14 protein-coding genes are annotated in these 13,270 nt (G+C 44.0%); 4 read left to right on the top strand and 10 right to left on the bottom strand.

The features are described from left to right. Positions 1-9: 9 nt before the first annotated feature. From tkt to HPT30_RS10110, 6 genes are read right to left on the bottom strand one after another with little or no spacing between them, the layout of a single operon-like run. Positions 10-2,031 carry a transketolase gene (gene tkt, locus HPT30_RS10135; protein WP_175371279.1) on the bottom strand — a complete coding sequence of 674 codons (2,022 nt, stop codon included), beginning with the start codon at positions 2,029-2,031 and terminating at the stop codon, positions 10-12. 41 nt (positions 2,032-2,072) lie between these two features. After that, on the bottom strand, positions 2,073-3,512 hold the full coding sequence (locus HPT30_RS10130; protein ID WP_175371278.1) for a PTS mannitol transporter subunit IIBC: 1,440 nt from the start codon (positions 3,510-3,512) through the stop codon (positions 2,073-2,075). Between the two features lie 53 nt (positions 3,513-3,565). Beyond that, on the bottom strand, positions 3,566-4,003 hold the full coding sequence (locus HPT30_RS10125) for a PTS sugar transporter subunit IIA (protein WP_175371277.1): 438 nt from the start codon (positions 4,001-4,003) through the stop codon (positions 3,566-3,568). Positions 4,004-4,023: 20 nt separating this feature from the next. Beyond that, positions 4,024-5,184, bottom strand: coding sequence for a mannitol-1-phosphate 5-dehydrogenase (locus HPT30_RS10120; protein WP_217622328.1), 1,161 nt, complete (start codon positions 5,182-5,184; stop codon positions 4,024-4,026). A gap of 17 nt (positions 5,185-5,201) precedes the next feature. Next, positions 5,202-5,762: a 6-phospho-3-hexuloisomerase gene (gene hxlB, locus HPT30_RS10115; protein ID WP_175371276.1), complete on the bottom strand. Its 561-nt coding sequence runs from the start codon at positions 5,760-5,762 to the stop codon at positions 5,202-5,204. Continuing rightward, positions 5,763-6,467 (bottom strand): ribulose-phosphate 3-epimerase, encoded by a 705-nt coding sequence (locus HPT30_RS10110; RefSeq protein WP_175371275.1) that lies wholly within the window; start codon positions 6,465-6,467, stop codon positions 5,763-5,765. Positions 6,468-6,750: 283 nt separating this feature from the next. Here HPT30_RS10110 and HPT30_RS10105 point away from each other — a divergent pair, with 283 nt between their 5' ends. Beyond that, entirely contained in the window at positions 6,751-7,500 is a 750-nt protein-coding gene (locus HPT30_RS10105; protein ID WP_175371274.1) for a DeoR/GlpR family DNA-binding transcription regulator, read from the top strand. 231 nt (positions 7,501-7,731) lie between these two features. On the opposite strand, the gene HPT30_RS10100 is transcribed toward HPT30_RS10105, so the two are convergent. Both HPT30_RS10100 and HPT30_RS10095 read right to left on the bottom strand, forming a co-directional pair. Next, positions 7,732-8,319, bottom strand: a complete 588-nt coding sequence (locus HPT30_RS10100; RefSeq protein WP_175371273.1) for a YdeI/OmpD-associated family protein — start codon at positions 8,317-8,319, stop codon at positions 7,732-7,734. 96 nt (positions 8,320-8,415) lie between these two features. After that, positions 8,416-8,880, bottom strand: coding sequence for a VOC family protein (locus tag HPT30_RS10095; RefSeq protein ID WP_175371272.1), 465 nt, complete (start codon positions 8,878-8,880; stop codon positions 8,416-8,418). A 102-nt stretch (positions 8,881-8,982) separates the two neighbouring features. Here HPT30_RS10095 and HPT30_RS10090 point away from each other — a divergent pair, with 102 nt between their 5' ends. Together HPT30_RS10090 and HPT30_RS10085 are read left to right on the top strand one after the other, a co-directional pair. Next, on the top strand, positions 8,983-9,897 hold the full coding sequence (locus HPT30_RS10090; RefSeq protein ID WP_175371271.1) for a helix-turn-helix transcriptional regulator: 915 nt from the start codon (positions 8,983-8,985) through the stop codon (positions 9,895-9,897). A gap of 216 nt (positions 9,898-10,113) precedes the next feature. Beyond that, a complete protein-coding gene (locus HPT30_RS10085; protein WP_175371270.1) occupies positions 10,114-10,524 on the top strand; it encodes an ABC transporter substrate-binding protein in 411 nt (136 codons plus the stop codon). A gap of 481 nt (positions 10,525-11,005) precedes the next feature. Here HPT30_RS10085 and HPT30_RS10080 read toward each other — a convergent pair whose 3' ends face one another. Beyond that, positions 11,006-11,551 carry a PsbP-related protein gene (locus HPT30_RS10080; protein WP_175371269.1) on the bottom strand — a complete coding sequence of 182 codons (546 nt, stop codon included), beginning with the start codon at positions 11,549-11,551 and terminating at the stop codon, positions 11,006-11,008. 412 nt (positions 11,552-11,963) lie between these two features. Here HPT30_RS10080 and HPT30_RS10075 point away from each other — a divergent pair, with 412 nt between their 5' ends. After that, on the top strand, positions 11,964-12,128 hold the full coding sequence (locus tag HPT30_RS10075) for an acyl-CoA thioesterase family protein (RefSeq protein WP_175371268.1): 165 nt from the start codon (positions 11,964-11,966) through the stop codon (positions 12,126-12,128). A gap of 137 nt (positions 12,129-12,265) precedes the next feature. Here HPT30_RS10075 and HPT30_RS10070 read toward each other — a convergent pair whose 3' ends face one another. Then, complete coding sequence (locus tag HPT30_RS10070) at positions 12,266-13,240, bottom strand: formylglycine-generating enzyme family protein (protein ID WP_175371267.1); 975 nt, start codon at positions 13,238-13,240, stop codon at positions 12,266-12,268. Positions 13,241-13,270: the final 30 nt, after the last annotated feature.

The raw sequence follows: 13,270 nt of genomic DNA, 5'->3' as shown, positions 1-13,270 counted from the left end.
ACTCCATCTTTATTTATTCAATAATGCTTTAGCCTGTGCCACTACATGTTCCACTGTGAATCCAAACTCTTTCATCAAGCGGTCTCCCGGTGCGGATGCGCCGAAATTCGCAATACCTAGAATAGTACCTTCTTTTCCCGTAAACTGCTCCCAGCCAAATGGGTGTGCCATTTCAATCGCAAGTCGTGCGTGAACTTCCGGATGCAATATAGCATCGCGATAAGCCTGATCTTGCTGCTTGAACAGCTCCCAACTCGGCAAACTAATGACGCGTGCTAAAATGCCTTCTGCAGCAAGCACTGCCTGCGCCTGAACGGCAAGTTGTACCTCTGAGCCTGTGGCAATCAGCTGCACATGCGGCTTCCCAGCCGATACATCCGATACGATATACCCGCCCCGATTCACGCCTTCAGAGGCTTGTGCTGGACTCTGCTTCAGAATCGGCAAATTTTGTCTTGTCAAAATCAATGCGGTCGGTCCTGCTTGCTTTCGAACCGCTAGCGCCCAGGCTGCAGATGTTTCATTGCCATCGGCAGGCCGAATCACCGTCAGACCAGGAATAATACGTAAAGAAGCTACCTGCTCAATCGGTTCATGCGTTGGTCCATCTTCACCCACAGCGATACTATCATGTGTGAACACATAGGTAACCGGGAGCTTCATTAGTGCCGCCAGTCGAATGGCCGGACGTAAATAGTCAGCGAATACGAGGAACGTTCCCCCAAATACTTTTAACCCGCCATGCAAAGCTATACCGTTCATCACAGCAGCCATAGCAAATTCACGTACACCAAAGTAAATATTCCGGCCCTCATAGCTGGAAGGAGTGAACATGGCCTGACCCTTCAGGTGCGTCATCGTCGAGCTCTCCAAATCAGCAGACCCGCCTAGGAGAAAAGGGATAGCCTGTGCCAAGCCATTTAACGCATGACCTGACGCTACTCGTGTAGATACAGCAGCATCCCCTTGTTCATACACCGGCAGTAGTTGCTCCCAGCCCTCAGGCAACCCTCCCGATATCGCCGTTTCAAGCTGGTCAGCCAGCTTTGGATAAGCCTCCTTATACGCCATAAGCAGCTGCTCCCATGCCTGGTATGCTTCGATGCCACGCTGCTTCACTTGTGCAAAGTGTTCATGGACTTTATCCGGTACATGGAAAGGCTCTTCAAACTTCCATTGATAGAACTCCTTCGTTAACTTGGTTTCCTCCTGTCCAAGCGGAGAACCATGCGGCCCTCCATGTCCGCCTTTCCCCTGCTTATTCGGGCTGCCGTATCCAATTACCGTCTTGACTTCGATTAAAGTTGGGTGCTCGCTGTCCTGTTGTGCCTCTTCTATGGCAGCAGTTATTCCGTTCAAATCATTCCCGTCTTCTACAAGCATGGTTTGCCAGCCATAAGCTTGGAACCTGTCTCGAACCTTCTCTGAGAAGGAAAGCCCCAACTCGCCGTCAAGCGAAATATCATTGGAATCATACAGCACGATCAGCTTACCGAGCTTCAAATGGCCTGCAAGCGATGCAGCCTCAGAGGCCACACCCTCCATCAGATCACCATCGCCGCAAATCGCATATGTGAAATGATCGATAATCGGGAATTTTTCTTTATTATACGTCGCCGCCATATGCGCCTCGGCTGCAGCCATGCCGACAGCCATGCCAATCCCCTGACCGAGGGGGCCTGTCGTTGCATCAACCCCAGGTGTGTGCCCATACTCCGGATGTCCCGGAGTTTTGCTGCCCCATTGCCGGAATTGCTTAATCTCGCTAAGCGGAAGATCATAACCGCATAGATGCAGGAGGCTGTACAACAGCATTGATCCATGTCCTGCTGATAGTACGAAGCGGTCACGATTCAACCAATCCGGCTGACCCGGATGATGCTTCATAGTGTTGGCGAATAACTGATACCCCATAGGTGCTGCCCCCATCGGCATACCCGGGTGCCCTGAATTAGCCTTCTCTATCGCATCGATCGCTATCGTGCGGATGGTTGCAATCGAAAGATCGTCTATTGTCTTATATTGACTCATGGATTTCGCCCGTCCTCTTCTCAAAATATATAACAAGCAGCCTACGCTTCAGTTCCTTTATTCTTCTCAACCGTCTCAAGCAGTTCTCTTAAACTTGGATCATCAATATAATTGCTAATCGTCACAATATTCTTGCCCTTATGTCTGAGCAACGCTCTTTCATACAAGTCCTTATGAACAACAATAATATCGGAATCATCCGGTACGTCTTCGATTCTGAAATGCTTGACCTCAATACCGCTAATATTTTTCTTTTGCAGTCTCTTTCTAAAGGTGGTAGCCCCTAAGGCACTGCTTCCTGCTCCGGCATCACATGCAAAAGAGATCTTGTTAATTTCTGTTGCAGCAGGTGCATCCGTTATAATCTCATTAAGCAGTTCCTTACCTTCAGCTTTCATGGCTTTGGATTTTTCCAGAGAGCTGCTGAAGTTTTCCTCATCATCAGACTTATTGTCCAGCTTCAAAATAATAGAGGTGATCACAAAAGAAACAATTGTCGCAGCAAGCACGCCCAGAAGCATGCCGAGGAAGCTTCCTTTTGGCGTTAACGCCAAATATGAAATAAAAGAACCTGGACTTGGTCCCGCTACCAGACCGGCATGAAATAGATTAAAGACTGTAATACCTGTCATGCCGCCTGCAATCATTGCAATAATCGTCAGCGGTTTCATTAATACATAAGGGAAGTACAATTCATGAATCCCGCCGAAGAAGTGAATAATAATAGCGCCCGGTGCTGTTTTCTTCGCTGCCTTTTTCCCAAAAAATGAAAATGCAAGCAGAAGGCCAAGACCTGGTCCCGGGTTGGAGGCCACTGTAAAGAAAATCGATTTGCCTGAGCTTAACGTATCCTGCATGCCAAGTGGATAATAAATGCCTTGATCGATAACATTATTCAGGAATAATACTTTGGCCGGTTCATTAATGAGAGACAGCAACGGCAAGTAGCCGCCTGCAACCATGGCTTTAATCGATGTTGTGACAAAGGCATTTGCACCCTCGATCACCGGACCAATTACATAGTAAGAGAACACCATTAATATAAAGCCCAATATTCCGATAGAGAAATTGTTAATGATCATTTCAAAGCCCGCTGGCATTCTGTTCTCCAGGCTTTTATCGAATTTCTTAATGACCCATCCGCCCAGAGGACCAATAATCATAGCCCCTAAAAACATGGGTATATCGGATCCGACAATAAGACCAATTGCCCCGATTGCACCCATTACCGCACCCCGATTGCCTGCTACCATTCTTCCGCCGGTAGATGCAAGCAATAAAGGCAGTAAATACGTGATGGCCGGACCGACGATTTCCGCCAATTTCTCATTTGGGAACCAGCCCGTGGGAATAAATAGCGCGGTCAAAATCCCCCAAGCAATAAACGCACCAATATTAGGCATAACCATGTTGGTCAAAAAACCGCCTACAACTTGAATCCGTGCACGTATTGATGATTTCTGCTTTGCAACACTGGACATTGGAATCGTCCCCTTAGTTCAAATTTTCTGCTGCTCAACACCATTTGCAGGTGTTATTCCACTTCTTCGATGAGGGATATTAATTCCGTCTCACTGCTTACTTGGAGCAGCTTCACCATTACATCCTCGTCTATCAGCATAGAGGAGAGATCTGTGATAAGCTCCAAATGTCCTGTACTATCCTCAGCTGCAAGCACAAACAACAAGCTTACTTCCTTACCTTCCGGGAATAACACTGGTGTTTCCAGTTTCAAAAAGGACATTCCTGTGGCATTAATATTGCCTGTATTCTTAGCATGTGGCATAGCAATACCCGGTACGATCACGATGTACGGACCATTCTTATGCACATTATCTATCATGGCCTGGACATAAGCAGTTGTAATGGCTCCTTGATCCAGTAATGGCTGAGCCGCTATTTGAATGGATTCCTCCCAGCTAGGAACCGATTGAAGGAATTTAGTATTATTTTTCAAAAAATGACTTAACATGATGTTTAGCCCCTCTTCATTCATTTGGATACAGCTGTCAATGCAGATACATGCTGTCTAATTACTTCCTGTACTTCCGGCTCGGTAATGTGTGAAAAAGCTGCCAGAGCGCTTATCAAACCTTGTTCTGATATATAGTCTTGCAGCTCTACCGCCTCTTCATCCTTCGTACTACGGAATAAATAACCGGCGGCAATCACTTTGGCAAGCTGGCTGTAAGGAAGACCCCGCTTATACAACTCAATCGCTGGTTTTACAAGCCGCTCATCCTGACCAAGCTTCCGAATCGGGGACCTGCCAACCCGAAAAATATCATCGCTCACCTGTTCGTTTCTGAAGCGTTTACATGTTGTTTCGATAAAACTTTGTAATTCTTCGGCAGACTTGCCATAGGCTGCTTCAAAATAACGGGCCACCTCATACATCGCCCCCTGAACCGTAGTTTCGATGTCCGGATGAGCAAGCGCACGCTGGATAGTCGGCTCGTTATACAGGTAACCAAGGTAGGCTGCTGCGGCATGACCCATATTTACGATAAATAGCTTTCTCTCAATATAGGGCGTCAAATCATCTACATAAATGACTTTATCCAATAAAGGCAAAGAATGATTCAGCATCTCCGAACGATTAATGATCCATTCAAAAAATGGCTCAACCTGAACCAACTCCCCCTCATTAGTTCTTCGGGATAATGCAAGCCGGTCGACCGCCGCATTAGGAAAGCCTGCAAACGAAAGGATCGTTGCCATTTCTTCTGCAGAGGCAAGTCTTTCAATTTCCTTACGCAAGGTCGTCGAAGCGTTGATTGCATTTTCGTTAGCAATGATATCTATTGGGCCCTTGCGAAGTTCTGCTCTGGAGAGCAGAGCCTTGAACAGAATATTGGCAACCTTAGACAGATTCGGAACACCTACAGAAAGCGTAATTAGGTCGGCTGCTCCGATATTCGCAATGACCTCTTCCTCTTGTGTTATGCTGTTAAGCGCTGACACCGGCGAGATCACTTCAATCGTATGATCCGCATCGAGAAGTTCAACCTTATAGCTATTTGTTTTGTTAATGATGTCGATCATCTCTGGATTAACATCAACAAAGCATACCTCAAACCCGGCTTTGCTAAGCACATTCCCTATGAAACCTCGGCCGATATTACCGGCACCAAAATGAACCGCCTTCATCATAAGCCCCCTTCTACCTCTTATTCCAGGTTGGCATGGTACTGCCACAGAGCGTGCATATCGACATTGTTTTCTTTGACAATCATTAATGAGATCGTGTCGCCAAGTAACAACAGACTCTGCTCAAACAGGCTGGTCATCGGTTGAATCGACGGGATTTCACCTGGCAAATTCAGCTTTGTGCTAACGGGAATTCGTACAAATATATCAGCATACTCTCTCATGGAGCTCTGCGGGTTAGCTCCGATATGTGCAACGGTTGCTTTGAATTGCTTCGCCTTCTTTGCAATGATAAGCGGGAAGGCCGTCTCTCCACTGCCAGATCCCACAATGAGCAAATCATTTTCCGTAATCGCCGGCTCCGTAATTTGACCAACTACGAAGGTGTTCACACCGAGATGCGCTAATCGCTTGGCAATCGACTTTAGGGACAATAGTACTCTGCCAACACCTACAAAGAAAACTTTATCCGCCTTTTTGATCGCGTCTGCCAACTGCTCAACCTGCTGAGGCTCGATACTGATCAATGTCTCGGAAAGCTCGTTAGCAATGGCCTTGGACACCTCATTAAATGGACTCATTTACTTCACCCCCGCTAGAAGCCCTTGTTGAATCGCTTCCTCTACCAATACTTTATTGTCAGTCAAGCTACGGTGCGGGATAAACAAGCTAGTTGAGCCTGCGACCAAAATATCCGCTCCTGCCGTTACAAGTGCAGGAATCGTATCCAGGGATACCCGACCATCTACTTCAATTTTTGTGTTCAGCTGCTGCGCTTTAATCAGTTGGTCCAGATCCTCTACCTTCTTCACAGCATAAGGCACTTGCTTCTCATTCTTGTCTGTTGCAAAGCCCGGATTAATAAGCATCAGCAGCACTACATCACATTCCGGCAGGATATGATCCAGCACAGACAACGGCGTAGAAGGATTTAAGGCTACCCCTGCTTTAATGCCACTTTTTTTAATAAGTTGAAGACAACGATCAACATGTATACCGCTTTCAACATGAAAAGTAATTTGTTGTACCCCGATATTGATCATCTCTTGGATAAAAAATTCGTTATTATTCGACATAATATGAACATCAAAATTCATATTTGTAATTTTGCGGAGCTGCTTGATTGTATCGATTCCCAGCGGCATGCTTGGGCTGAAGCTTCCATCAATAACATCAACATGCAAAGTATCCAGTCCGACCTTCTCGATTTCTTTAATTCCACTTTCCAGATTGCAAAGATCCGCACACATGATAGATGGTGCAATTGTGATTGCTCTTTTGCTCATGTTTATGTCTCCTTTTATGCGTTTATATGCTTCTTTGTACGAGTATAAAACAAAAAATATGCGCAGTAAAGCGTTTATTTTCGAATTAAATAAAATAACAATTATAAACACGCATAAATAAGCTAGTCTTTTTATCGCATCATGCATATAAACCGCAACAAAAACGTCAATTCAGGGGAATGAACCAGGCATAATAATGATAAACATGCAAAACAAGGACCTATTTATTGCAGTTTTTTTGAAAATTGTGCTACACTAAAAAGAAAAGAAGGGTACGGAATACATGTTAAAAGAAGAACGTCAGCAAAAAATCGTGCAAATTTTAAACACTGAGCACAAGGTCATCGCCAGCGATTTAAGTAAACGCTTAAACGTATCTGAGGACACCATCCGCAGAGATTTGAAGGATCTTGACATACAAGGGCTTGTCAAACGAGTTCATAGCGGTGCACTCCGCATAGGCCCGCCTGTTGAGGATTTTTCCACGAGGCAAAATGTTTCCAGTGACTTGAAGACGAAGCTGGCACTCAAAGCGCTGGATTATATCAAAGACAACATGGTCATTCTTATTGATGGAGGAACGACCAACCTGTATCTGGTGAAGCAGCTTCCATTAACATTAAAAGCTACTATTATTACCAATAGCCCGCCTATCGCGATGGCCTTGTCCAACCATAATTCAGTAGAGGTGATTATGATAGGCGGCACCTTGTTCAAGGAGTCCATGGTCAATTTAGGTATTGATACCGTAGAAACACTCAACACAATGCGCAGCGATCTATACATTATGGGCGTCTACAACATTGATCCGTATATCGGCATTAGTGTTCCAAGTCTGACCGAAGCGTTGGTCAAACGAAAAATGATATCTATTTCCACCGAGGTGCTGGGAATGGTAACCTCTAATAAGCTGAATACGATTTCGAATCATATTGTATGTCCGTCCAACCAGCTGACTTATCTCGTTACAGAGCATGTGCATCCCGAAATTACGGGGTTGTACGCTAATCAAGGTATCATTGTGACGGAATAGGAATAGCTACCCTCCGATGTACTCCCCGACAAATTGTACATGATTGTATTAACATGTAATTGAGCATACCAAAAATCTCCTTATACGAAGATAACTAGATCTCTTCTTTGTATAAGGAGGTTTTTACGTATTGAACAGAAGAACTTATCCTTTAAAAGTACACTCATAAAGAACACAAACAGGACCACCCTATCCGGGCAGCCCTGTCTGCGTGCAAATGCTGCAGCTATTTTATTCCTCTTCCTCCACGATGTAATCTAGCAGACGTCCATGATCATTCCATTGACCGTACATTTTGTTTTCTCTAGTATTTGTTATGAATTTGTCTAATCTGCTCTGAAACAATTCTGGCTGTTTCTTATTGCTTTGTATCGTGTCGATCCGGACTCTTTTATAAAGCTCTGGAAAGGCCATGAAATGATCGTATACTTGCTTTTCCTCTTTTAATCTTTGCTCTATATCTTCATCTATTTTGAAAGAATCGTAATCCATATCAGGAAGAACCTTTCTTCCTTCGTCTGTCATGAGTCCCAGCCTTTCGAGGCGGCGGACACGTTCTTTATTCAATTCAGTCCATGAGCTTTTTTTGCTTCGGGGTGACAATCTCTGAGCCAGCTCCGTTTCAGATATTTTCTTCTTGACTCCATCAATCCATCCAAAGCACAAAGCTTCCTCGACCGCGTCCAAATATAAGAGTGTATCCGATTTGGGCGTCATACTGACCAAGACCCAACAGGATTTTTCAGTCCTACTATTCTCCTGTAGCCAGAACCTCAGCTCTTCTCTCGATTTTACGGGAGTCAAATGATCCATTTCCATAGAAAGATACTTTATCCTTTCTTCATTGATTCATATTTCCATAATATTATATAAAAAAAATAGCCTTCAGCTGGAAGACCATTTTTCAAAAATGAGTTACTGTTTGCTCGATATTACGTTATCAAGAAACTGATCCGCGTCACTATTAAATTTCCAGTTGACCCCGAACTTATCAACTAGCGTTCCAAAACACGAAGACCAAGGATAATTGGATAACGGCATGGTGACATGGCCGCCAAGGGACAAAGCATTAAAGTATTGCTCCAGTTTTTGCTTATCGTCAATGACCAGACTAATCAGAATATTATTCCCTTGCACCAGCTCACCTGTTACCGCCTTCATGGAAGGCAGAATGTCCGACATCATAAGCTTCCCGCCTGCGAATTCGATGGAAGACTCCATGATCATATTTAACTCATTTTCCGGCATTGGGTAGTTTTGATCTTGCGGAATATCCCCAAATTTCACTTTCTTTACTTCAATTGCACTTAAAGCCTCCGCGTAAAATTCAATCACTTCTTCTGTGATTCCATCAAAATTCAAATATGCGATAGCTGACATAAAGTAATCCCTCCTTCTTGTGATAAATGTAGTATAATCTACAAAAGGTGACAAATATATGTCACCGTTTTCAGATGATGTAGAGAAATAAGAGGAGGGAATATGGACAAGGTTGAGCGACTTATTTCTATAATAATGATTTTGTTGAAAAAAAATATCGTTTCGACTAGTGAATTCGCGCAATTATTTAATGTTTCCAAAAGAACGATTCTTCGTGATATGGAAACACTGAGTCTATCAAACATCCCGATCTATGCTACCCATGGAGTTAATGGCGGCTACGGTATTATGGATGAATACAAGGTTGATAAACGTCTTTTAAGCAGCTCCGACTTAGAGAATATATTAACTGCGCTCGGCGGATTGGAACAAATTCTAATTAGCGAAGAAGTTGAAATTACTATTAAAAAAATAGAAGCGATGGTTAGCGCCTTATCTCTGAAAAGTTCAATTCAACTGTCATTTTATGATTGGGAGGGGCGGTCTGAGATCCTTCAAACCTTGAGGACATGTCAAGAAGCCATATTAATGAGAAGGTTAGTTTCATTTGATTATATAGATAAAGATGGCGCTACTTCGAATAGAATTGTCGAGCCCTATCAGCTTCATTTTAGCGAAAGAAGTTGGTATCTGAAAGGATTCTGTTTAGATCGTATGGGATATAGAACGTTTAAATTATCCCGGATCGATAAGCTTAATATGGATGAAAAAACATTTAGCCCTAGGGATGATTTGTTGGAACAAGTGCAAACAGCAAGTTATCAACCGCAGCTAGTCGCCATTAAGGCATTGATTTCGCCTAGTATAAAAGATCAATTCATTGAAAGGTACGGTCGAAAGAGTATTGAAAACTATAGTTCCGAATTTTTATTAGCAACCATTTATGTTCCTCAGAACAGTACGGGATTTCAATTTTTAGCAAGTTTCGGCACCAATCTAACCATCGTAGAGCCCACAGCATATGTTGAAGACTTTCGAAATTATTTAAAGAAGATGATGGATAATTATTCCGGCTGATAGCAGAGGGGATGAATTCTATTTCAACCGCCGCATTAAGCAGACGGAAGGCCTAACGCCCGGATAATTTATCCGCAACTATGAGAACAAACCAGCAAATATTTGTGCATTAACCTGTCTGGGGCACATACTCGCACTTGGCATCCGCCCCACCGCAGCCGCAAAGAATTTGACTACAGACCCTACTTGCGAAACCTTAGTCTGGATATTCACCGAGTGAACAATATTCCTTATCAACTAGAAGAGATCGCTGAACTACATCCGGAATATATACTGGTATCAAACGAACAGGAATGTGAAGAGCTGTCGACCGTTGCATCTATGATGATCTTCTCACAAAACGACCATAAACCATTGACTTTACTGGCGATGCTTGGCGAAGCTTTTAACAAGCAGAGGATGGCGCAGAAGCTTATTTTGCAATATGAACAGAAAGCTGAGCGTCACAGAACTGAATTACGAAGATTCATGTCCAAGGAAGAAACGGCGTCTGTTATCGAAATCCACACCGATTCCATTTATGTGTTTGGCAACTTCTGGTGCCGTGGAGCTTATAATTTATACGATGCGCTTCAGAACGCTGGAGAAGATTTTCATTTGGAAGCAGTTAAAGGCTGTGCAAAATAATCGTGTCTATTCCATAGATCCGGAGCATTTCCTGTCAGCGACCCCATCTCCATGCATAGCCAAATGGACGTGCAGATGAATCTCCTGCTTGCTCGGTAGTTAGGAAACAATCTGGCTAAAGATTCTCTTTACTCTATAAAACGAAACCAAGACATGCTAAAAAGCCAGCTATAATAGCTGGCCTAATTTGTATTGTGAGGATGTAGGTTAGAGCATAGATTTATAACGTAGACTGGATGAACACCGTAAACGTAAAATAGTCCCCACCTAACGATCAGATGGAGACTACTTCACACTTACTAGGTGAAACCCTTCTGCTTTGCGCCAATGGCCGTTGTGCCTATCCGAAGCCCGACCGTCCCTGTTGCGCCAACTACGGTGGCCGAGTTAGTTCGTGTGTGCGACGGCACTTATTTCAACCAATTGCTCAGGGGACGCAAGATAGGTCACGCCGATGAGACTGCCGGGATATTTTCACTAGCTATGAGAGGCGGATACTCCGAATGATAAGTTCAATAGTATCCTTGTTTTGCTCGTAAACGTCCTTCGTCATATGGATGTTCCCGCCTAAAGCTCTTGTATTGTATCCAAGATCCCTTAATTGATTCTGATCAAACACATAATAAATGGAGATCGTATCTTGATCCTCACTGGTATATTTCTTACCCTTTAATCCGGTTTGCGTGACAAAGTCTTCTACAACAGCATTACCTGCGGGGTCCCAAGACAGTGTTCCTTCTTGGCCAGACAAAGATATTTTTTGTTCAGGATCGTTCTCAACATTTATAACAATTCCTGCATCAGGTATGGCTTCTCTCGATTCGGTAGCTTTGTAATTTTCAGTTCCTTCAACCCTGTAATCCCAATTATCGGGAATACCCACACTAAAGTTAAAACGTGAATTGCTGTGCGTAATAAAATTTTGTGGTGTTGAAAACTCTTCAACGATTTCATTGGATTGATAGGCTGACAGTCCAAAAACTGTGAATATCAGTAGAATGAGCTTTCTGAATTTAAGTCGCCTCATTATTAATCGCTTCCTTAACTATCGTTCTTAAAGTGGTGTGCCGAATTCGACAAGCGTATTTCGGGCAGATCGTTGTCTATGTTTATCAACAAGCTCTCGAGAAGAAGCCGTTATTCGACATTCTTTAGCATCTCAAGATATCCGCCTAAACTGTTATTACTAATTCCTACTACAGGTCTGCCCATTTGAGATGCTTGTCATAGGAAATCGCAACAGTCGAGTAAATAAATTACTTGTCATTCCAACAACTCACTTATCTACTTGTGGAGTCGGTTATCTAGCACCGTCTGAATGATTTGACGATCTGAAAGATCACTGAGCAAAGAAGCAAATCGATATGGTTGTAGGCTGTAAATTGTTTAAAAGTGAACATTCACTTACCTTTGCACCAAATAAAGCATTGAGCAGGGACATGGTAGTGATCATTCTTGGACGATTGGCAGAAATGGATGTTGCAGCTTATACGTACGACCAGGGCGAACTATGTTCCGAAACGTTAGTAACGAGTGTAGCAATGGACCCGGCGACGCGAAAAAGCCGTCCGGTGCCGGACGAGCTTCGTCATATTTTCGGCTAGATCAAGCCAACGCAAAAAGCTTTTCAATATGAGCCACGTTGCTGGTCCGTTTCGGAAAGCTTTTTGCGTTCAATAAGATATCTTCCCAAATAGATCGAAATTTCCAAATCATAATTTCCGGTAGTCCCTTGGAACTTTTATGCATGCATTGCGACTCGAAAGCCACAATGACCACTTGAGCTATCCGGTGTATTCGAGCTTCGAGCAGCAACCCTGTAGCGATTACAGTAGGAACGGTGACAAAGGTAAGATCCTCCTCTCATCGATTTATGTCCTGTATCGATATTAAATATCGGATTCACATTTTGCGTCTGTTGGTGATAAGCCGGACTGAACCAGTCTGCGCACCACTCCCATACGTTTCCTGCCACCTGATATAAACCATAGCCATTCGGTTCGAATGTATGAACCGGAGCCGTATCGATATAACCGTCGCTTGCATGGTTTTTAACAGGAAACTTTCCTTGCCAAATGTTGCACATGTGCTGGTCGTCAAGCTTCAGTTTGTCTCCCCACGGGTATCTTTTCCCTTTCAATCCACCACGTGCTGCGTATTCCCACTCCGCTTCGCTTGGCAGCCTTGTCCCTGACCATTTGCAGAACGCTATTGCATCATTCCAAGTGACATGAACGACCGGATGATCCATTCGATCCGTGATGCCAATCTCTATTCCTTTCGGCCTTCTCCAATTTGCTCCTTCTACCGCCAACCACCAGGGCGCCTGTTGCGAGGAACCCTTCACTTTGCTCCTTGTCTCTTCGGACACCAGAAGATGAAATACATAAGACCAACCGAATTTCTCCGCTTCCGTTATGTAACCCGTAGCCTCAACAAAAGCTTGATATTGCGCATTTGTGACTGTATAAGCCGAAATGTAAAACGGATCAATCTCAATCTTTCGAGCTGGCCCTTCCCCATCGTCCGGAAAGCCTTCCGAGTCATTCGTTCCCATCTCGAACGCACCGCCTGTTAAACTTACCCAGTCAAATCGGAGACTAGATGGAGCACCGAGAGTGCATGGAGTCGCAACCGGTTCTGCTGCTTGTATAAGTTTATCATTCGTATGCTGTCTGCTCACCGAGCAGCATGCTTTGGGAATTGGATGGTTCATCTTTCTCTCTCCTGTCGCAGTATTCAAATG

The organism is Paenibacillus agri (assembly GCF_013359945.1).
GTDB lineage: Bacteria > Bacillota > Bacilli > Paenibacillales > Paenibacillaceae > Paenibacillus_AQ > Paenibacillus_AQ agri.
The sequence above is the reverse complement of the archived record's forward strand: the minus strand, read 5'-3'. Positions and strand labels throughout refer to the sequence as shown.